Origin of the sequence: Microvirga sp. 2MCAF35, assembly GCF_052115545.1 — a bacterium.
In the GTDB taxonomy this organism is placed as follows: Bacteria; Pseudomonadota; Alphaproteobacteria; order Rhizobiales; family Beijerinckiaceae; genus Microvirga.
On sequence record NZ_JBFRGW010000035.1, the window covers coordinates 25,317 to 46,290 of the forward strand.

Consider the following 20,974-nt stretch of genomic DNA (forward strand, 5'->3'; position numbering starts at 1 on the left):
ACTTGCAGTTCGATCCCAGATCGATTCCCAATGCGGTGAATCGTGGAGTCAATGGATCCAACTTCCGACATATAGTTCATCTAACTTCCTTCGTCCGAACCAGCCTCGAGGGAGGACCCCGTTGCGGCCGCCATTCTATGGCGCTGATCTGAACGCGCCCGAGGTTCGGTGTCTGAGATCACCTTCGCTTCGTGGTTTGCGGTCCTTCACTGACGATTGAATATCCATATCGACCAGCGACGGCATGGATCCCGGAATCATTCAAGCAGGCCCGAGGTTCTGATGAACCAAGTCTACCTTCTGCGTTCCTCGCCATCCCAGGCAATATCGTCCGTGACGATGAAGACGTCCGGGATTGCTGTCAGTGACGGAATAATCTTCTCGCCCGATCGGAGGTCATCTGTTGCGCAGATCCCGAAACTTTAGCTCTTGCTCCCCCTTGAAATCCTGCGGGGCAGCGCTTCTCCCTCATGCGACATCCAGAGAACGATGCAATCCGGCTTGCCCTTTGAAGCGGTCCCAGTGGTAATCTGCCGATTGAGATCTGGAGACCGCAATGATGGACCGAGCCAAAATCCGTAGAAACCCTGTGCGCGGGCTCGTGTGTCCCAATGCCGAGAAATCCGTGTCCCTGGCGCTGCAGGGCGGCGGCGCGCATGGCGCCTTCACGTGGGGTGTGCTCGATTATCTCCTTGAGGACGGAAGACTGACGATCGAGGCGATCACGGGGGCGAGCGCCGGCTCAATGAATGCGGTCGTTCTCTTCGAAGGATGGCTGGAAGGAGGCCGTGACGGGGCGCGGGAGCAGCTGCGCACATTCTGGAAACGCGTGAGCCTGGATGGCGTGCTCTCGCCGATCCAGCGATCGCTCTTCGACCGTCTCTTGAGCTATTGGAGCATGAACGGATCTTCGAATCTCTGGTTCGATGCTTGGTCCCGGGTCGCGAGCCCCTACGATCTCAATCCCCTCGACATCAACCCTCTGCGCGATGCTCTCAACAGTCTGATCAATTTCGAACGGGTAAGGGCATGCAGAGATGCGAAATTATTCGTTGCGGCAACCAATGTCTGGTCCGGGAAGATCAGAGTCTTCAGCGGTCCTGAGCTGACCGTGGATCACGTGCTGGCCTCGGCTTGCCTTCCCATGCTCTTCCAGGCTGTAGAGATTGAGGGCGAACCGTACTGGGACGGCGGTTACACAGGCAATCCGGCCCTCTTCCCGCTCTTCTACGAAACGCAGTCGGACGATATCCTGCTGGTGCAGATCAACCCGATCGAGCGTCGGTCGACCCCTCGGAGCGTGCAGGAGATCCAGAACCGTCTGACGGAAATCACGTTCAATGCCAATCTGCTGGAGCAGTTCAGGGCGGTCGAGTTCGTGACGCGGCTGATTGACGAAGGAAAACTCTCGACCAGGGACTACAAGCGGGTTCTCATGCACCGAATCCATGGGGGTGACAAGCTCGACGAGTTCACGGCTGCGTCGCGCCTTAGCGCTCAGTGGAGCTTCTTCAAGGAGCTGAAAGATCTCGGCAGGAACGCGGCTCGCACATGGCTGACAAAAAACTATCGGTATGTTGGACAGCAAAGCACTCTTGATCTCCGTGACGCCTATTCCTGAGCCTCAAGCTCGCAGAGCCAGTGCTTCGTGAGACCATTTCTCCAGCATTAGGCGAATAATTAATCCAGTCGAGGCCCAAGACAGCTTGCAGTCCGATCTCGCGGCGACTTCTCACATTCGCAATGTATCAAAGTTTCATACCTTGTCATGGTTGCAGCAATGCGTAATATTGCGTTGCAATAAGAACATAAGCCTTCTGCGTGCCTCCGCGCATAGGGTCATAGGCTGGAATGTGGAGGCTTAGTGCTGCGTCCGGAATGCCGATCAGGAGGTTACGCATGCGCTTTCCTGGGTCAGTGTTTGTTTCCAGCGTTCTGTTATCGTGGTTCGCCGCGACAAATCTCGTCGCAGCGCAGGGCGGCCCCGCGCCGCCTCCGCCTGTGACAGTGGCAAAACCGCTTGTGAAGGACATCGTCGAACAGGACGACTTCATCGGACGGTTCGAGGCCATCGATCAGGTGGATATCCGGGCCCGGGTGTCCGGATATCTCGATAAGGTTCACTTTCAGGACGGTACCTTCGTCAAGGCGGGCGACCTTCTTTTCACCATCGACCCGCGGCCTTACCGCAATTCGCTCGAGCAGGCGCAATCGGCCGTCACGTCCTCCCAGGTCCGTTTGGAATTCGCGCAAAGCGATCTCGATCGCGCCGAGCAGTTGCGTCGAACCGGGAACATTACCGACCAGCTCTACGATCAGCGCCGTCAATCGTTCCTGACGGCCAAGGCCGAGTTGGACCGCGCACAGGCGGCCCTGAGGCAGGCCCAGCTTGATGTAGAGTTCACGGAAATCAGGTCTCCCCTGTCGGGGCGCATCTCGCGCAAACTCGTCTCCGAGGGCAATCTGGTCAATGCCAATGAGACGATCCTGACGAACGTCCTCTCGCTCGACCCGATCCAGTTCTACTTCGATGTCGATGAGCGCTCGTTCCTGGCGTTCTCCCGGCAAGCCCGTGGAGGCACGAATACCTCCGCCAACGGAGAGACCAACGAGGTCGTGCTCAGGCTGACGGATGAACGGCTGGAGCCGCGCAAGGGACATCTCGATTTCGTCGATAACCGTCTTGATTCGGCAAGCGGAACGATCCGCGTGCGCGCGGTCTTCGAGAACAAGGATCGCTTCCTGACCCCCGGTCTGTTCGGCCGTGTGACGGTCGGCGCCTCGGATCCGTACCGAGGCATCCTCCTGCCCGATGAGGCCATCGGCAGCGACCAGGACAGGCGGGTCGTCTATGTGCTCGGCGAGAACAACACCGTCAATCTCAAGCCTGTTCGCATCGGACCGCGGATCGACGGCTACAGGGTGATCCGTGACGGGCTGACCGGCAACGAGACGGTGGTCGTCAACGGCCTTGTCCGGGTGAGGCCCGGAGCGCCGATTACGCCTCAGATGACAACGCTTCCCCCGGTGCGGGAACGAAACGGCAGCTGACCCCACGCCAGGAGTGCGCTTCCATGCGCTTTGCCCATTTCTTCGTCGACCGTCCCATCTTCGCGACGGTCCTGTCGGCGCTCTTCCTGATCATCGGCGGCATTGCCTACTCGACCCTGCCGGTCGCGCAATATCCGGATATCGCGCCGCCCACCGTGGTGGTCAGGGCCAGTTACCCGGGAGCCGATGCGCAGACGGTTGCGGCCACGGTCGCCACGCCTCTGGAGCAGCAGATCAACGGCGTCGAGGACATGCTCTACATGTCCTCCTACTCGACGGGCGACGGCGCCATGGCGCTGACGATCACCTTCAAGCTCGGCACCGATCTCGACAAGGCCCAGGTGCTCGTCCAGAACCGGGTGGCGATTGCAACACCCCGCCTGCCCGAGGAGGTGCGCCGTCTCGGCGTGACGACGCTCAAGAGTTCGCCAGACCTGATGATGGTCGTGCACATGCTCTCGCCGGACGGATCCTACGACCAGCTCTACGTCTCGAATTATGCCCGCAACTATGTGCGCGACATCCTGCTCCGTCTCGACGGCGTGGGCGACCTCATCATCTTCGGCGAGCGGCAATATTCCCTGCGCGTCTGGCTGGATCCCGAGAAGCTCGCCTCATATGGAATGACATCGAGCGAAGTGGTGCGCGCGATCCAGGAGCAGAACGTTCAGGTCTCTGGCGGCGCCTTGGGGCAGGAACCGACGCCGACCGATGCGGCGTTCCAGCTGACGGTGACGACGCAGGGGCGGTTCGAGGACCCGCGCCAGTTCCGGCAGATCATCGTCCAGGCGACACCGCAGGGACGCCTCGTGCGGCTGCAGGACGTCGCCCGTATCGAACTCGGCGCGCAGGATTACGTCACGAATTCCTATCTGAACGGCAGTCCTGCGGTCGCCCTGGCCATCTTCCAGCGGCCAGGGACCAACGCGCTTGCCGCATCGGAGCAGATTACTCGGACCATGGAGGAGCTCAAGGCCAACTTCCCGCCGGGCATCGCGTACCAGATCGTCTACAATCCGACGGAATTCATCTCCGAGAGCGTGAACGAGGTCTACAAGACGTTGTTCGAGGCCACGGCGCTCGTCGTGATCGTGGTCTTCGTGTTCCTGCAGAGCTGGCGCACGGCGATCATTCCGATCGTGGCGATTCCGGTCTCCCTGATCGGCACCTTCGCCTTCATGGCGGCCCTGGGCTTCTCGATCAACACGCTGACCCTGTTCGGCATGGTCCTGGCCATCGGCATCGTGGTCGACGATGCCATCGTCGTGGTGGAGAATGTGGAACGCAACATCGCGCTCGGCATGACCCCGCGAGACGCCGCCCATACCACCATGGATGAGGTCGGAACCGCGCTTGTGGCCATCGCGCTGGTTCTCGTGGCGGTCTTCGTGCCCACAGCCTTCATCCCCGGCATTTCCGGACAGTTCTATCGGCAGTTCGCCCTGACCATCGCCGTGTCGACGGTCATCTCGGCGTTCAATTCCCTGACGCTTTCCCCGGCCCTGGCCGCCTTCCTCCTGAAGCCGCACAGCCATGAGCATTCCAGGAACCCGGTCGCCCGAGTTGGGCGAACATTGGCCAACGGCTTCAATCGCGGTTTCGACGCGACGTCCAACGGATATGCCAGAGCGGTTGGATCGGTGGCGCGGCACAAATTCATCGTGTTGCCGATCTATGTCGGCCTTCTTGCGGGCACCCTATGGATCGCAAACCATGTCCCGCGCGGCTTCATCCCGACCCTCGACCAGGGCTATGCCATCGTCGTGATCCAGCTGCCCGATGGAGCGTCCCTGGCGCGCACGGATGCGGTGGTGCAGCGGGCATCCAAGATCATGCAAGAGACGCCCGGCGTTAAGAACGCGGTTGCCTTCGCGGGGTTTTCGGGGGCCACCTTCACCAATGCGACCAACGCTGCCGCGATCTTCGCTGGGTTCAAGCCGTTCGACGAGCGGATCGAGGCGGGCGAATCCGGGTCCAAGATCATCGCCGATCTCTTCGCGCGCATGCAGCAGATCGAGGAGGCGTTCATCATCGCCATCCCGCCGCCACCCGTTCGCGGGCTCGGCAATTCGGGCGGCTTCAAGATCCAGATCCAGAACCGGACCGGCGACGATGTCCGAGGTATCCTGGCGGTTGCCTATCAGCTGATGGGACAAGCGCGGCAGAACCCGAACTTGGCCGGAGTCTTCACGACCTTCTCGGCCAATTCGCCACAGGTCTATCTGGAAATCGACCGTCAGAAGGCGAGCATTCTGAACGTGCCAATCCCGAATATCTTCGAGACGCTCCGCATCAATCTCGGCACGGCCTACGTGAACGACTTCAATGCGTTCGGTCGTGTCTACCAGGTTCGGGCGCAGGCCGATCAGCGCTTCCGGATCGACCAGAACGATATCAACCGGCTGAGGGTCCGCTCGTCGACGGGCGCTCTCGTGCCCCTGGGGACGCTTGTCGAGATGCGGGAGGTTTCGGGGGCGGACCTGATCCAGCGCTACAACATGTTCACCTCGGTGGCCCTGCAGGGCAATGCGGGTCCCGGCGTGTCCTCCGGCACCGCCCTCGATGCCATGGAGGCGCTGGTCCGGCAGAACCTTTCCCCCGGGATGGGCTTCGAATGGACAGATCTGGCGTTCCAGGAGCGGCAGACCGGCAACACGGCCGTGTTCATCTTCGCGTTGTCCGTGCTCTTCGTGTTTCTCGTGCTGGCTGCCCAGTATGAAAGCTGGTCGCTCCCCATCGCCATCATCATGATCGTGCCGATGAGCGTTCTCTCGGCGCTGATCGGCGTCATGATCAGAGGCCAGGACAACAACATCCTGACGCAGATCGGCCTCGTGGTCCTTGTCGGCCTGGCGGCGAAGAATGCGATCCTCATCGTGGAGTTCGCCAGACAGGCGGAGTTCGACGGGAAAAGCCCAGTGGAAGCGGTCGTCGAGGCGTGTCGGCTGCGTCTGCGCCCAATCCTGATGACGGCTTTCGCCTTCATTCTCGGCGTTCTGCCGCTCGCGATCGCGACCGGACCCGGCGCCGAGATGCGCCAATCCCTCGGCACAGCCGTGTTCTCCGGGATGCTTGGCGTGACGGTGTTCGGCCTGTTCCTGACGCCCGTCTTCTACGTCGCAGTCCGGCTCGTGGTGCTGCGCCTGTTCAAGCGTGCCGGTCCGAAGCGGGCCGGCTCCGTGGGAACCCAGGCGTCCCCGGCCGAGTAGGCGAAGGTCGGGCGGCGCGTGATGGCTGTCCGACTTTACCCGACGCCCCATATGCTGGCATGAAACGCTGGACGCACTGATATCGTGAAGAGATTCTCATGGATAAAACCCAGGCGGCACATATCGCGAAATGGGTCACCGAGGCTGGATTGACCGGCATGTCGGAGCTGGAGCTCCTGCGCGGCTTCTGCACTCGTTTGGCTCAGGAGGAATTGCCTGTCTGCCGAGTCAACCTCATCATCGATACGCTGCACCCGATCCATGAAGGCCGGGTTTTCCGATGGCATCGTGACGATCAGGACAGTCTCAATCCGATCACCGAATATGGTCGTACCAATGTGGAGGGGCAGGCGGCCGAAAACTGGCGCCGGAGCACCTTTTATCATCTCTGGGCAAGCGGAGAGGACTTCCTGCGGCGTCGGATTGGGCCTGGACAGATCGAGGATTTTTCCATCCTCAAGGATCTTCGCGCCGAAGGGCAGACGGACTATCTTGTTCTGATCCATCGCTTCGAAGCCGAAGGCGCCATCGGCGAGATGGACTCCTTCTATTCGTCCTGGACGACAGACGCACCTTCCGGCTTCAGCGATGAAGAGGTCGCGCTCCTGCGCGAGCTGGCATCGCCCCTGATGCTGGCCATGAAATGTGCCTCGCTCGCGCGCATCGCGAAAACTCTTGTCGAGACCTATCTCGGCCGCGATGCGGGCCGGCTTGTCCTGAGCGGCCGAATCGCTCGTGGCGTCACAGACCGGATTCAAGCGGTCCTGTGGTTCAGCGACCTGCACAGCTTCACCCACATTACGGAGACGGCGGATCCCGAGCAGATCATTCCGTTCCTCAACGATTACTCGGAAGCGATCATCTCATCCATTTACGACGCGGGCGGAGATGTCCTGAAGCTGATCGGCGACGGGGCCCTCGCGATCTTCAAGGAGGAGGATCCGGGCCAGGCCTGCCGGTGCGCGCTTAAGGCCGAGCGTCTGATGCAGTCCCGGATCCGAGCGCTGAACGAAGAGCGCCTGTCGTGCAACCTGCCGGTCACCTCGGCCTATCTTGGCCTGCACATCGGCGAGGTTTTCTACGGTAATATCGGCAGTCAGGATCGGCTCGATTTCACGGTGGTCGGACCGGCCGTGAACGAGGTGAGCCGGATCGGAGCCCTGTGCCGTTCCGTCGAGAGGGACGTTCTCGTGTCTTCCGCCTTCTTCTCGGCAGCGACGGAGGATGATCGGGAATGTCTGGTGTCGGTCGGCCGGTACGCCTTGAGAGGCATCGCGCGTCCGCAGGAGCTGTTCACGCTCGATCCAACATGGCTGGACGAAAGCAAGACGCGAGCGGACCAGCAATAAGCCTGGAGATCCGCTCGCAATCCTTGTCGTATCTCACTCGGAGCGGGGCGCCTTCGTCTTGCGCTCCACGGGCGTGATCGTCACGGTGCGCATCGCGCCCTTCCTGAGCAGCACGAGCTCCACGACGCGTTCGATGCGCTCGCCGTTCAGCAGGCGCACGAGATCGTCGACGCCGCCGACCGGCTCTCCGTCGAGAGAGAGGATGACATCCCCCTGTTCCAGGGCGGCATGGTCGGCAGGGCTGTCCAGCCCCACGGCGGCGATGACCACGCCGAACGACCCGGTCAAACCTGCCGCATAGCTGACGCGCCGGGGCAGAGGCACCGTCTGTCCCGCGATGCCGATCGAGGCGCGGCGGACGCGGCCGTGACGGATCAGCTCCGACACGACGAAATTCGCCGTGTTGCTCGCGACGGCAAAGCAGATGCCCTGTGCCCCCATGATGACGGCAGTGTTGATGCCGATCACCTCGCCGGAGGTTGCCACGAGCGGCCCGCCGGAATTACCCGGGTTCAGGGCGGCGTCCGTCTGGATCACGTCGTCGATGAGCCGTCCCGATTTCGCCCGCAGGCTCCGTCCGAGGGCCGAGACCACACCGGCCGTGACCGTCGATTCGAAGCCGAGGGGATTGCCGATGGCGACCGCGATCTGGCCGCGCTTCAGCCGCTTGGAATCACCCAGGGCAGCGAAGGGGAGCCTGTCTCCGCTGGCGCGCAGCAGGGCGAGATCCGTGTCCGGATCGTCCCCGATGACCCGTGCCTCGAGGGTGCGCCCATCCGAGCCGGTGAGCTTCGCCTCCCGGGCGCCCTGCATGACATGGCTGTTGGTGAGCAGGAGCCCGTCGGGCGAGATGAGAACGCCTGAGCCCATTCCCGCCGTTCGTCCGGAAACCTGCGGCTCGACCCGCATGACCGAGGGGCCGATGCGGTCTACGACGCCTGACACGGCATGGGAGTAGGAATCGAGCAGCAATCCGTCATCAGGGGCGCTGGCGACCGGCTGCGACGGAGCGGGCGAGGGGGTGTCGTGAAGAAGATAGGATGGAGTGCGGTCGAGCATGAAGCCCTCCAGAGATAACGCTATTTCACATCAAATGGTGATGCGGAGCGGGGTAGCCAAGGGCAGGATCACAACAGGATGAGGCCGAGGCGGAGGGCCTGAGCAACCGCATCCGTTCGCCCTGTCGCGTCGAGTTTCGCCGCGATCGAGGCGACGTGGAATTTCGCGGTGTGGAATGAAATCCCGAGCCTGTGCGCGATAAGCTTGTTCGAGGCGCCCTCCGCCAGAAGCTGCAGAACTTCGAGCTCGCGCGCGGTGAGCAGATCGTCCCGCGATGGGGATAGGTCGCTTCCGATCCCACTTCGCGGCAGGATCGCGAAGCCTCTTTTGACGGTTTCCACCGCCAGTAGAAGATCCGACGCGTCGATGGAGCGGGGGAGAGCCCCGCTCGCTCCGGCCTTGAGCATCTCTAACCCGTTCAACTCATCACCCAGGAGGATCGTCGGCGCTGTTCCCGAGAACGGCAGATGGTCAGTGATGATCACGTCGGGGTTAACCGGGTGCAGGACATCGATGCCGGTCTCGTCGGTCAGGATCGTGGCAATGCGGTCGAGCAAGCTCGCATCGTCGATGTGAAGTGCCACCCTGTGCAAGGCTTAAACCTACTGGCGTCAGTTCGCTATTGAGGGGTCGGGCGCTCGCTGATCTCAACGGCAAGAGTGATATGCTCACCCGCCCTCACGATTCCCAGATCGACCGATTGACCCACGCTCTCAGGCCCGAGAAGCCTGTAGATCCGGCGGACGGATGGGAGGGCGTCACTGTTCCAGCGGATGAGAATGTCGCCCTGGCGAATACCGGCCCTTTGCCCTGGCCCATCCTGGTCCACGCTGACGACGATCAGGCCTCGCGGCTCGCTGAGCCCTGCCGCATCGGCGGCGGTCTTATCGATATGGATCGGCTGGAGCCCGAGGCCGAGATACCCGCGAGCGACGCGCCCTTTCTCGAGCAACTGAGGAGCGACGCGTTCGATGGTCTCCGACGGGATGACCAGGACGCGGCGCCGCGGACCGAACACCGTCATGCCAAGGATTCGTCCGCTCGTGTCGAGGGCGACCCCGCCCTCCGATTGGACGTCGAGCCTCAGATCCAGATGAATCCTGCGGTCGACATGTCCGCCGCGCAGGCTCTTCCAAGCCGCGCCCGCAAGGGACACGATGCCCAGCGCCGCATTGGGTCCCTCGGGCTGCCGCCCCGCCGCGAGAACGAGATGACCGGCGCGAAGACCATCCGTCGGGCTGAAGGCGATTTCCTCCAGCGGTTCTTCCTCGATGCGGAGAAGGGCAATGTCCGTGCTCGGATCCCGGCCGACAAGGCTTGCCGAGATTTTGCGCCCGTCGGGACGCACGACTGCAATGTCCTCGTCCGCCTCAAGCGATTCCTCCGCGGTGATGACGAGGCCGGGACGCCAGAGAAAGCCGCTCGACGTTCCACGTCGGCGGCCGTGGACCGTCACGAGCCGTGGCGCGATAGCATCGAGCAAATCGGAGACATGGTTCGAGATCGTGTCGAGGGAGAAGCCGGTTCCCGGATCTGGCATGATAAACCCTTTCGGTCATCGTCCAGGCGATCCTGCCGGCAAACGTCCTTTTCCGATACTGGCCGGGCGGCTAGGTGACGTGTCTGTCTCCAACATGAAAAAGGCCCCGCCTTGTGGGCGGAGCCTCCGTGCGTCAGCTGCGCTTCGGTGGGGAAGCGGGCCAGCTCTTGATGAGCGTGTCGTAATCCACCGTCTCGCCCTTGGGCTTCTCGTTGGCAAGCTTGCGCTGGGGCGCGATGGTGCCGGAGCTTTCAGCCTTCTTGAACCATTCCTCGGCGGAAGTCTTCGGGTTCAGCTTCGGGCCGCATTCACCCTGCACGTTGGCGCGCTCCAGACGGCCGAGCACCTCGTCCTGCGCATTGGCGAGCGAGGTCATCGCTTCCTGCGGGGTCTTCGCGCCGGAAGCCGCATCGCCGATGTTCTGCCACCAGAGCTGCGCGAGCTTCGGGTAATCCGGCACGTTGTTCCCGGTCGGGGTCCATTGCACGCGGGCGGGAGAGCGGTAGAACTCGACCAAACCGCCGAGCTTGGGCGCACGCTCGGTGAAGCTCTTGTCCCAGATATCGCTCTCGCGGATGAAGGTGAGTCCAACGTGGCTCTTCTTCAGCGAGACCGTCTTGGACGTGACGAACTGCGCATAGAGCCAGGCCGCCTTGCGCCGGTCGACGGGCGTAGACTTCAGAAGCGTCCACGAGCCGGCGTCCTGGTAGCCGAGCTTCATGCCGTCCTTCCAGTACGAGCCGTGCGGCGAGGGCGCCATGCGCCATTTCGGCGTGCCGTCCGCATTCACCACCGGGAGGCCGGGCTTGACCATGTCGGCCGTGAAAGCGGTGTACCAGAAGATCTGCTGGGCGATGTTGCCCTGCGCCGGCACCGGGCCCGACTCGGAGAAGTTCATGCCGGCCGCCTGGGGCGGAGCGTATTTCTTCATCCACTCGAGATATTTGGCGATGGCATAAACGGCCGCCGGGCCGTTGGTGTCGCCGCCGCGCTCGATGGAGGAGCCGACAGGGCGGCAACCTTCCATCCTGATGCCCCATTCGTCCACCGGCAGGCCGTTCGGGATGCCCTTGTCGCCGTTGCCGGCCATGGACAGCCAGGCATCGGTGAAGCGCCAGCCGAGGGACGGATCCTTCTTGCCGTAATCCATATGGCCATAGACCTTGACGCCATCGACCTCCTTCACGTCGTTTGTGAAGAACTCGGCGATGTCCTCATAGGCCGACCAATTCACCGGCACGCCGAGATCGTAGCCGTACTTGGCCTTGAACTTTTCCTTGAATTCCGGCCGCTGAAACCAGTCGTAGCGGAACCAATAGACATTCGCGAATTGCTGGTCCGGCAGTTGATACATCTTGCCGTCGGGCGCCGTGGTGAAGGACCTGCCGATGAAATCGGCGACATCAAGCGTGGGGGACGTGACGTCCTTGCCATCGCCCGCCATCCAGTCATCGAGCGGGATAGCCTGCTTGTAGCGGAAGTGGGTGCCGATGAGATCGGAATCGTTGACCCAGGCATCGTAGATGTTTCGTCCGGACTGCATCTGCGTCTGGATCTTCTCCACCACATCGCCTTCCTGGATCAGGTCATGGTTGATCTTGATGCCGGTGATCTCGGTGAAGGCCTTGGCAAGTGTCTTCGCCTCGTATTCATGGGTCGTGATGGTCTCGGAGACCACGTTGATCTCCTGGCCCGCGAACGGCTTGGCCGCATTCACGAACCATTCCATCTCCTTCATCTGCTCGTCCTTGGACAGGGTGGAAGGCTGGAATTCGCTGTCGATCCAGCGGCGGGCTTCTTCCATGCCCGCGAGGGCGGCGCTCGAGCCGAGCGCCATGGCAAGGATGCTTGTCGTGAAAAGCAGTTTCATGTGCCGGTGAGATTGGGTGAGTTTCATTTGTTCCTCCCAAGTAATGCCCTGGCCGGCTTGCGCGCTGGTCTTGATCCTTCCGGTCCGGGCAAACCGAAAGGTTTTTGAGCCATCCTCCTAGACGTAGCGAAACACGGCCGCTGCGTAGAGCAGGGACAGGCCGGAGGCCCACCAGAGACCTGGGCCGACAAAGCCCAGCCATGCGAGGTGGATGAAAGCCGTACCGAGAAGCGAGATGAAAAGGCGGTCGCCGCGCGTCGTGGGGATGCGCAGCACGCCGACACGCTCCGTCTCGGGGCGCTGGAACGCCAGCAGAGTCATGACGAGCAGGAGGCTGGCGATGCCAGCGAAGAAGAGGCCCGTCTGCCACGTCCAGGCCATCCATGCGAGATCGGGCATGGCGCTCTCCTCAAACCCTGCCCAGGGCAAAGCCCTTGGCGATGTAGTTGCGGACGAACCAGATCACGAGCGCGCCGGGCACGATGGTGAGAACGCCGGCGGCGGCGAGCAGGCCCCAATCCATGCCGGCGGCCGAGATGGTGCGCGTCATGGTGGCAGCGATGGGCTTCGCGTTGACAGAGGTCAGGGTGCGCGCCAACAGAAGCTCGACCCAGGAGAACATGAAGCAGAAGAAGGCCGCGACGCCGATGCCCGACGCGATCAGCGGCATGAAGATCTTCACGAAGAAGCGGGGAAACGAATAACCGTCGATGGCGGCGGTCTCGTCGATCTCGCGTGGTACGCCCGACATGAAGCCTTCGAGAATCCACACGGCCAGCGGTACGTTGAAGAGGCAGTGGGCCAAGGCTACGGCCCAGGGCGTATCGAAAAGCCCGATAGCGGAATAGAGATTGAAGAAGGGCAGGGCGAAGACGGCAGCCGGCGCCATGCGGTTGGTGAGCAGCCAGAAGAACAGATGCTTGTCGCCGAGAAATTTGTAGCGTGAGAAGGCATAGGCCGCCGGGAGCGCGAAGGAAATCGACAGCACCGTGTTGATGACGACGTAGGTCAGGGAGTTGATATAGCCCGAGTACCAGCTCTGGTCGGTGAAAATCTTGATGTAATTGTCGAAGGTGATTTCCTTCGGCCAGAGGGTCAGGCCGGACGTGATCTCCATGTTCGTCTTCAGGCTCATGTTCAGGAGCCAGTAGATCGGCAGCATCAGGAACAGGAGGTAGAGCGTCATCACCACCGTGCTGCCGCTGACGCGCGGGCCCGAAAGGGCGCGGTTGACGGCCAGCGGAGCAGCGACGGGTTTCGTTTCGGAGGTGCCGACGGCGACGGTTCCGGTCATGCTTCGACCCTCTCCCGCTCGGCATCCACGTTGGTCATGACGGTGTAGAACACCCAGCAGATGGCGAGAATGATCAGGTTGTAGACCAGCGACATGGCGGCCGCCTTGCCGAGATCGAACTGCCCGAGGGCGAGCTTCACAAGATCGATCGACAGGAACGTGGTGGCGTTGCCCGGGCCGCCGCCGGTGACCACGAAGGGCTCTGTATAGATCATGAAGGAATCCATAAAGCGCAGGAGCACAGCGATGAGGAGAACGCGCCGCATCTTCGGCAGCTGGATCGTGCGGAAGACCGCCCAGCGCGAGGCGCCGTCGATGCGGGCCGCCTGATAATAAGCATCGGGAATGGATTTCAGCCCGGCATAACAGAGCAGCGCGACGAGGCTCGTCCAGTGCCACACATCCATGACGATGAGCGTCACCCAGGCATCGATGGGGTCGTTGCTGTAATTGTAGTCGATGCCGAGATGATTGAGAGTCCAGCCGAGCAGGCCGATATCGCCACGGGCGAACACCTGCCAGATCGTGCCGACCACGTTCCATGGAATGAGAAGCGGCAGAGCCATCAGGACGAGACAGAGCGCGACGGTCCAGCCCTCTCGCGGCATGGCGAGCGCCACCGCGATGCCGAGCGGCACCTCGATCAAGAGGATGATCGCCGAGAAGAGGAGGGTGCGCCACAAGGCGCCGAAGAATCGTCCGCCGAGTTCGGTGGAGGGATCGAGCAGCTCCTGGAACCAGCCGATCCCGTTCCAGAAGAACTGGTTGTTGCCGAAGGTGTCCTGGACCGAATAGTTCACCACGGTCATCAGCGGCAGGACGGCCGAGAAGGCCACGATGGCGAAGACCGGCAGAACGAAGAGCCAGGCTTTGTTGTTGACGGTCTTCGTCATGCCGGGCTCTCTCCGATCGGCTCGCCCGAGACGAGGTGCCCATTGGCATAGATGTGAATTTGGCGCGGATCGAATACGAGGGCCGCCTCATCCCCATCGATGGAGACGCCTTCCGGAACGCTGGCAGCCAGAGAGCGTCCGCTCATCTCGACGCGAGCGATGCGGGCGCGGCCGATATCGTCGATGCGACGCACCCGGACAGGCAGTCCCGATCCTCGCGGCTGAAGCCGCGCGAATTCGGGCCGGATGCCGAGTTCGACCCGCTCCCCGTCGGAGAGCGTGCGATAGATCCACTGCAGGGCGACGGCCTGATGGCCGATGAAGGCGGTGGCACCCTCGACTTTGCAGGGCAGGATGTTCATGCCCGGTGAGCCGATGAAGTGTCCGACGAAGGTGTGGGCCGGGCGTTCGAACAGCTCGTCGGGCGTTCCCGTCTGCACCACGGCGCCGTCGTGCATGACCACGACGTTGTCGGCGAAGGTGAGCGCCTCCGTCTGATCGTGCGTTACGTAGATCATGGTGATGTCGAGGGCGCGGTGGATCTCTTTCAGGGTCGAGCGCAGCTGCCACTTCAGGTGCGGATCGATCACGGTGAGCGGCTCGTCGAACAGGATGGCCGCCACGTCGGGACGCACGAGGCCGCGTCCGAGGGAGATCTTCTGCTTCATGTCCGCCGTCAGGTTGCTCGCCTTGCGGTCGAGCACGCGCGTCAGGTCGAGAAGATGCGCAATTTCCTCCACACGCCGGGCGGCCCTGTCGCGGGGTACGTGTCGGTTCTTGAGCGGGAATGCCAGGTTCTCGCGCACGCTCATCGTGTCGTAGACCACGGGGAACTGGAAGACTTGCGCGATGTTGCGCGCTTCCGTGGCCAGGTCCGTCACATCGAGATCGTCGAAGAGTACGCGCCCGCGCGTGGGTCGGACCAGACCCGAGATGATGTTGAGCAGGGTTGTCTTGCCGCATCCGGACGGCCCCAGCAACGCATAGGCGCCGCCCTGGCTCCACACATGGTTGATTTCCTTGAGGGCGTAATCGTCCGCCGTGCGAGGATCGGGCCTGTAGGCGTGGGCGAGATGATCGAGGGTGATGCGGGCCATCCGTCTCTCTCCTCACGCGGCTTTCTGGGCCGGGTCGGTGGCGGCCAGATGGCCAGCCGCATCGAACAGGAACAGGTGTCGCGGATCGATATACGCCGTGACAGAGGATTTCGGCTCCAGTCGCCTCACACCTGGAACGAGCGCAATGAGGCGATGTTCGCTGGCGTCGAGATGCACATAACTTTCCGACCCGGTAATCTCGGACACGGACACGACGGCCGGAATGGCGATCTCATCGGTGCCTGCCGGCTCAAAGGTGAGATGATGAGCCCGGAAGCCGATCGTGTAGTCCCCGTCCGGCACGGCCGCGAGCGGACCCATCGTGCGGATCTCGGCTCCCGTGCTCAAAGCCACAGTACTGTCCGTTTTACGGCCTTTCAGGATGTTGAGTGGCGGGTCGGAGAAAACGCGCGCCGTGGTCAGGTCGTGAGGACGGCGGTAGACCTGCGGCGTCGGTCCGAACTGCGTCACCCGGCCCTCGAACAGGGTCGCCGTGTTGCCGCCCAGGAGCAGGGCTTCCGACGGTTCCGTCGTCGCATAGACGAAAACGGCGCCCGATGCAGCGAAGACCCGTGGCAGCTCCTCACGCAATTCCTCACGGAGTTTGTAGTCGAGATTCGCCAGGGGTTCGTCGAGCAGCACCAGATCCGCGCGTTTCACCAGCGCGCGGGCAATGGCCGTGCGCTGCTGCTGACCGCCCGAGAGGTTCAAGGGCTTGCGGTCGAGATAGGGTTCCAGCTTCAGGAGCTTGGCAGCCTCGCGGACACGATGATCGATCTCAGGCTTCGACAGGCCGGCAACGCGCAGGGGGGACGCGATGTTCTCATACACGTCGAGCGATGGGTAGTTGATGAATTGTTGGTAGACCATGGCGACGCTACGGCGCTGTACGGTCCAGCCGGTCACATCCTGCCCGTTGACGAGGATGCGGCCGCTCGTCGGTGAATCGAGCCCGGCCATGAGACGCATGAGCGACGTCTTGCCGGCAAGCGTCGCCCCAAGCAGGACGTTGAGAGAGCCGCGCTCCAGGGTCAGGTGAACGTCGTCGATATGCGTCGCTGCTCCGACCTTCTTCGATACGCCTTCCAGAGCAAGGGTCATCCGCATGCTCCTCCATTATGAGCAGCATGGAGGGCGGCAGGGATGGGATATGGAGGGATCGTCGCGGGGTCGCGCCCCATCGCGTTTCGGGCCATGTCATGCCCGCATGCGCTACCACTCACCGCGACGCCGAACGTCGCCGATTCTTGCGGACCCAAGAGCGCTTCTCCCAGCCACAGCCCTTTAGGGCGTAAGCATTCTTCTATTGTTATGGTGAAGGTATCTTGCCCCCATGGCGAAAGCAACTGCCCAATACCTTCACGGAACTGGTCTTTGACTGGACTGATCTGTCAAGGTTCTGCGCTCGGGCGCCCGGCTGCTTGATGCGCAGTTTGAACTGAAGCGCCTTTCAGGAGTTCAAGCACCACGTGCCGGTTGCGCCTCTCTCCGCTTGTGGCCGGTTCATCCTTTCAAATCGGCTGGGAGAACGCCATGCCAGAAACAGCAAAGCCGCTTGCCATCGTGACAGGTGCCTCCTCGGGCATCGGATATGAACTCGCAAAGCTCTGTGCCCAGAATGGGTACGACTTGCTGATCGCCGCTGATCAGACTGCCATTCATGATGCGGCGAAGGACTTCCAGGCCCTTGGAGTAAAGGTCGGTGCTGTCGAGGCCGACCTTGCCACTCTCGAGGGTGTCGACAAGCTCTACGCTGCCGTCAAAGGCCGGCCGGTCGACGCGCTCTTGGCCAATGCCGGCCATGGCCTCGGCCATGCCTTTCTCGACCAGGACTTTTCCGAAGCACGCCACGTGATCGACACGAACATCACCGGCACCCTCTATCTGATCCAGAAGATCGCACGGGATATGCGGTCCAGGAACGAGGGCAAGATCCTCATCACCGGCTCGATCGCCGGGTTCATGCCGGGCACGTTCCAGGCCGTTTACAACGGCACGAAGGCCTTCATCGACTCCTTCTCCTTCGCGCTGCGCAACGAGCTGAAGGATACGAACATCACGGTGACCTGCCTGATGCCGGGCGCCACCGACACCGAATTCTTCGAACGTGCCGGCATGGAAGACACACAGGTCGGTCAGGCCAAGAAGGACGATCCCGCTTTCGTGGCCAAGGTCGGTTTCGACGCCATGATGAACGGCGAAGGCGACGTGGTGAGCGGCTGGAAGAACAAGTTTACGACCATTCTCGCCAACGTGACGCCAGCCGGCATGCTTGCCGAACAGCACCGCAAGATGGCGGAGCCGAGATCGGGCAAGGGCTGAGGCCACCTTGTTGCAGTTCCTTTCATAGATCCCTCGCGCTTGCCGCGTTGACGATTGCGCCATGATCGGTCAGGAGCGGTGGTGAAACCGCGAGGGATTTTTCCATGATCAACGCAACGGACCTGCTGCAGCGACTGACGGGCCTTCTCGGATCTTCGGCCGTCATCACGGAAGGGGCGGATCTCGAGCCCTATGCGATCGACTGGCGCAGGCTCTTTCCGGGCAAGCCCGCCTGCGTCGTTCGCCCGTCCACGGTCCAGCAGGTTGCCCAGATCGTGCAGATCTGCCGCGAGGCAGGTGTCGCCATCGTCCCACAAGGCGGCAATACGGGGCTTGCCGGCGGGGCGGTGCCCGATGCGTCCGGCACGCAGGTCGTTCTGTCCTTCAATCGCATGGCGGCCATCCGCAGCGTCGATCCGGTCGGCTTGACCATCGAGGCCGAGGCCGGGTGCATCCTGAAAGTCGCCCAGGATGCCGCTGAGGCGGCGGGGCGCCTGCTGCCGATCAGCCTGGCGGCGGAAGGCTCGGCCACCATTGGCGGGGTGATCGCAGCCAATGCGGGCGGCGTGAATGTCCTGCGTTACGGCATGACGCGAAGCCTCGTGCTCGGCCTTGAGGTCGTCTTGCCCGATGGCACGATTGTCAATGGTTTGCGGAAGCTGCGCAAGGACAATGCAGGCTACGACTGGAAGCAGCTCTTCATCGGCAGCGAGGGCACGCTTGGAATCGTCACGGCGGCGGTCCTGAGGCTTCTGCCGCGTCCGAAGCACGCGGTGACAGCTTTGCTCTCGGTGGCAGACCCTGCGGCGGCCCTGCGCCTTCTCGAACTCGCCCAGGACGACCTGGGAGACCAGATCTCGGCCTTCGAGCTGATCTCGGCCACCTCCATGCAGCTTGTGGCCAAGCACGCGGGCCTGAAAGCTCCTATCGCCGAGGGGGAATGGTTCGTGCTGATCGAGGCGGCATCCAGCCTCGCCGGCCTGCGTGAGGCCGCGGAGACGATGCTGGGCACGGCCTTCGAACGGGAAATCGCGCTCGACGGCGTGATCGCAGAATCAGGCGCCCAGGCCGCCCAGCTCTGGGCCCTGCGCGAGCATGTCACGGAATCCGAGGCGCGTGAGGGTAAGAGCGTCAAGCACGACGTTTCCGTCCCTCTCACCGAAGTGCCGCGCTTCCTCATCGAAGCCGGGGAGGCGCTGGCCGCCGGCGCGCCGGGAACGCGCGTGAACGCCTTTGGACATCTCGGCGACGGCAACATCCACTACAATGTTCTCGTGGATGGAAGCCATGATGCGGGTCTCGTGAACCGCATCGTGCACGATGTGGTGGCGGCTTTCGGCGGCAGCATCTCGGCCGAGCATGGTATCGGCCAGTATCGCGTGGGCGAGCTGGCGCGCTACCGCGCGGCGCCCGAGATGGAACTCGCCCGCACGATCAAGCGGGCGCTCGACCCCGATAACCGCCTCAATCCGGGCAAGGTGCTTTCGGCTTGAATGTTCAACCTCGGCCGAGCGAATAGAATTCGTCGTTGGGCCGCATGCTGGTGACGTTGGCGAGGCGGTTCGACATGGCAAAAAATGCTGCAATCGCCGCGATGTCCCACACATCGTCCTCTGAGAAGCCGTGCGCGGCTAACGTCGCAATGTCCGCATCGCCGACCGAGTAAGCCTCAAGCGAGACCTTCATGGCAAAATCCAGCATCGCTGTCTGCCGGGGCGTGATGTCGGCCTTGCGGTAGTTGATCGCGACCTGGTCGGCAATCAGCGGGTTCTTGGCCCGGATCCGCAGGATCGCCCCGTGGGCGACGACGCAGTATTGGCATTGGTTGGCGTTGCTCGTCGCCACCACGATCATCTCGCGCTCGGCCTTGGTGAGATTGCCGGGCTTGTCCATCAGGGCGTCATGATAGGCGAAGAAGGCCCGGAACTCGTCCGGGCGACGGGCCAGCACGAGAAAGACGTTCGGCACGAAGCCCGACTTCTCCTGAACCGCCAGGATCCGCGTGCGGATATCCTCCGGCAGGTCGGAGATCTCGGGGACGGGAAAGCGGCTGATCGGCGGCTTGCTCACGAAAGAATCCTCTTCTTGACGGCCACTTGTAAAGCTGGCGTTCCTCAAGCGTCTTGTTGCCAGATCGAGCTTATTCAGGTTGGATCCTGCAAACAATATTCCTGAAATGCTCTGGAGGAGAATGTTCATGAGTGCCCAGCAGGCGATTTCCGGCGATGACATTCTGCTGCGCGCGGAACGGGATGGGGTCGTGACGCTGACCCTCAACCGCCCGGCCCGGTTCAACGCTTTGTCCGAGGACATGCTGACGGCGCTGCAGGAGGCATTGGACGAGTTGAAGGACGATGACGCAGTCCGCTGCGTCGTACTTGCCGCCTCCGGTAAGGCCTTCTGCGCGGGGCATGACCTGAAGCAGATGCGGGCCAATCCGCGTCAGGAGTATTATCAGGCATTGTTCGCGCAGTGCAGCCGGGTGATGCAGGGGATCGTCGACCTTCCCGTTCCGGTCATTGCGCGCGTGCATGGCATGGCGACCGCTGCGGGCTGTCAGCTGGTTGCGTCCTGCGATCTGGCCGTTGCCGCCGAGAGCGCGACATTCGCCGTTTCGGGCATCAATGTGGGTCTGTTCTGTTCCACGCCGGCCGTGGCGCTGTCCCGCAACGTTTCGCCCAAGCAGGCCTTCGACATGCTGGTGACTGGGCGTTTCATTTCGTCCAGCGAGGCCCTGTCTTTTGGGCTCATCAACAGGGTGGCGCCCGATGCCGGGCTGGATGAGGCTGTCGGCGCATTGACCGCGGAGATCTGTGCCAAGAGCCCGGTGGCGATCCGGACGGGAAAGGCCATGTTCGGACGCCAGCGCTCCATGGGCCTGGAGGAGGCTTATGCCTATGCCGGGGACGTCATGGCCTGCAACATGATGGCGGACGATGCCGCCGAGGGCATCGATGCCTTCATCGAGAAGCGCAAGCCCGTATGGAAGGGGCGGTGAGTTGCCCCGATCAGCCCGCGGCCTTGTGAGCCCGGGCCATTTCCCGCAGCTGGAACTTCTGGATCTTGCCCGTGGAGGTCTTGGGCAGTTCCGTGAAGATCACCGTGCGGGGGCACTTGTAGGAAGCGAGATGCTGCCGGCACCAGGCTAGAGCCTTTTTCGGCTATTCCGAGTCGGAGGGGATTCCGCTGTGAGGCGTGATGTGTCGTGCTGGCTTCCAGACATGGAGGCAGGCATGGCACGCGCTTACAGTCAGGATCTGCGGGACCGCGTGATCAAGACAGCCTTGGGT

Annotated in this window: 18 protein-coding genes and 1 pseudogene; 7 read left to right on the plus strand and 12 right to left on the minus strand. The window is 62.4% G+C overall.

Annotation, left to right across the window (positions count from 1 at the left end; genetic code table 11):
- Positions 1-559 precede the first annotated feature (559 nt).
- Complete coding sequence (locus AB4097_RS16555) at positions 560-1,621, plus strand: patatin-like phospholipase family protein (RefSeq protein ID WP_442041494.1); 1,062 nt, start codon at positions 560-562, stop codon at positions 1,619-1,621.
- A 145-nt stretch (positions 1,622-1,766) separates the two neighbouring features.
- On the opposite strand, the gene AB4097_RS16560 is transcribed toward AB4097_RS16555, so the two are convergent.
- Positions 1,767-1,901: a hypothetical protein gene (locus AB4097_RS16560; RefSeq protein WP_442041496.1), complete on the minus strand. Its 135-nt coding sequence runs from the start codon at positions 1,899-1,901 to the stop codon at positions 1,767-1,769.
- Between AB4097_RS16560 and AB4097_RS16565 the strand changes: the two genes are divergently transcribed.
- From AB4097_RS16565 to AB4097_RS16575, 3 genes are all read left to right on the plus strand, one after another.
- Positions 1,900-3,051: an efflux RND transporter periplasmic adaptor subunit gene (locus AB4097_RS16565; RefSeq protein WP_442041498.1), complete on the plus strand. Its 1,152-nt coding sequence runs from the start codon at positions 1,900-1,902 to the stop codon at positions 3,049-3,051. The genes AB4097_RS16560 and AB4097_RS16565 overlap by 2 nt on opposite strands.
- Before the next feature lie 23 nt (positions 3,052-3,074).
- On the plus strand, positions 3,075-6,260 hold the full coding sequence (locus AB4097_RS16570) for an efflux RND transporter permease subunit (RefSeq protein WP_442041500.1): 3,186 nt from the start codon (positions 3,075-3,077) through the stop codon (positions 6,258-6,260).
- 98 nt (positions 6,261-6,358) lie between these two features.
- Positions 6,359-7,609, plus strand: a complete 1,251-nt coding sequence (locus tag AB4097_RS16575) for an adenylate/guanylate cyclase domain-containing protein (protein ID WP_442041502.1) — start codon at positions 6,359-6,361, stop codon at positions 7,607-7,609.
- 33 nt (positions 7,610-7,642) lie between these two features.
- Here the strand turns inward: AB4097_RS16575 and AB4097_RS16580 are convergent, their stop codons facing one another.
- The 9 genes from AB4097_RS16580 to AB4097_RS16620 form a co-directional block, all read right to left on the minus strand.
- Positions 7,643-8,668 carry a S1C family serine protease gene (locus tag AB4097_RS16580; protein ID WP_442041504.1) on the minus strand — a complete coding sequence of 342 codons (1,026 nt, stop codon included), beginning with the start codon at positions 8,666-8,668 and terminating at the stop codon, positions 7,643-7,645.
- A 68-nt stretch (positions 8,669-8,736) separates the two neighbouring features.
- Positions 8,737-9,075 carry a helix-turn-helix domain-containing protein gene (locus tag AB4097_RS16585; RefSeq protein WP_442041524.1) on the minus strand — a complete coding sequence of 113 codons (339 nt, stop codon included), beginning with the start codon at positions 9,073-9,075 and terminating at the stop codon, positions 8,737-8,739.
- Between the two features lie 212 nt (positions 9,076-9,287).
- A complete protein-coding gene (locus AB4097_RS16590) occupies positions 9,288-10,208 on the minus strand; it encodes a S1C family serine protease (protein ID WP_442041506.1) in 921 nt (306 codons plus the stop codon).
- Positions 10,209-10,341: 133 nt separating this feature from the next.
- Complete coding sequence (locus AB4097_RS16595; RefSeq protein WP_442041526.1) at positions 10,342-12,045, minus strand: ABC transporter substrate-binding protein; 1,704 nt, start codon at positions 12,043-12,045, stop codon at positions 10,342-10,344.
- A 150-nt stretch (positions 12,046-12,195) separates the two neighbouring features.
- Positions 12,196-12,477, minus strand: a complete 282-nt coding sequence (locus tag AB4097_RS16600; RefSeq protein WP_442041508.1) for a DUF2160 domain-containing protein — start codon at positions 12,475-12,477, stop codon at positions 12,196-12,198.
- 10 nt (positions 12,478-12,487) lie between these two features.
- Positions 12,488-13,264, minus strand: a complete 777-nt coding sequence (locus AB4097_RS16605) for a carbohydrate ABC transporter permease (RefSeq protein WP_442041528.1) — start codon at positions 13,262-13,264, stop codon at positions 12,488-12,490.
- 104 nt (positions 13,265-13,368) lie between these two features.
- Positions 13,369-14,265: a carbohydrate ABC transporter permease gene (locus AB4097_RS16610; RefSeq protein ID WP_442041509.1), complete on the minus strand. Its 897-nt coding sequence runs from the start codon at positions 14,263-14,265 to the stop codon at positions 13,369-13,371.
- Complete coding sequence (locus tag AB4097_RS16615) at positions 14,262-15,362, minus strand: ABC transporter ATP-binding protein (RefSeq protein ID WP_442041510.1); 1,101 nt, start codon at positions 15,360-15,362, stop codon at positions 14,262-14,264. The genes AB4097_RS16610 and AB4097_RS16615 overlap by 4 nt, the downstream gene beginning before the upstream one ends.
- Before the next feature lie 12 nt (positions 15,363-15,374).
- Entirely contained in the window at positions 15,375-16,463 is a 1,089-nt protein-coding gene (locus tag AB4097_RS16620) for an ABC transporter ATP-binding protein (protein ID WP_442041512.1), read from the minus strand.
- Between the two features lie 432 nt (positions 16,464-16,895).
- Here AB4097_RS16620 and AB4097_RS16625 point away from each other — a divergent pair, with 432 nt between their 5' ends.
- Positions 16,896-17,684 carry an SDR family NAD(P)-dependent oxidoreductase gene (locus tag AB4097_RS16625; protein WP_442041514.1) on the plus strand — a complete coding sequence of 263 codons (789 nt, stop codon included), beginning with the start codon at positions 16,896-16,898 and terminating at the stop codon, positions 17,682-17,684.
- Between the two features lie 104 nt (positions 17,685-17,788).
- Positions 17,789-19,177 (plus strand): FAD-binding oxidoreductase, encoded by a 1,389-nt coding sequence (locus AB4097_RS16630; RefSeq protein ID WP_442041516.1) that lies wholly within the window; start codon positions 17,789-17,791, stop codon positions 19,175-19,177.
- A gap of 4 nt (positions 19,178-19,181) precedes the next feature.
- Here the strand turns inward: AB4097_RS16630 and AB4097_RS16635 are convergent, their stop codons facing one another.
- Positions 19,182-19,754, minus strand: a complete 573-nt coding sequence (locus tag AB4097_RS16635) for a peroxidase-related enzyme (protein ID WP_442041518.1) — start codon at positions 19,752-19,754, stop codon at positions 19,182-19,184.
- A 127-nt stretch (positions 19,755-19,881) separates the two neighbouring features.
- Between AB4097_RS16635 and AB4097_RS16640 the strand changes: the two genes are divergently transcribed.
- The gene (locus AB4097_RS16640) at positions 19,882-20,682 is read left to right on the plus strand and encodes an enoyl-CoA hydratase (RefSeq protein ID WP_442041520.1); all 801 of its coding nucleotides are present in this window, start codon (positions 19,882-19,884) and stop codon (positions 20,680-20,682) included.
- A gap of 10 nt (positions 20,683-20,692) precedes the next feature.
- Here the strand turns inward: AB4097_RS16640 and AB4097_RS16645 are convergent.
- A pseudogene (locus AB4097_RS16645) lies at positions 20,693-20,833 on the minus strand (AMP-binding enzyme); the annotation flags it as partial.
- Positions 20,834-20,974: the final 141 nt, after the last annotated feature.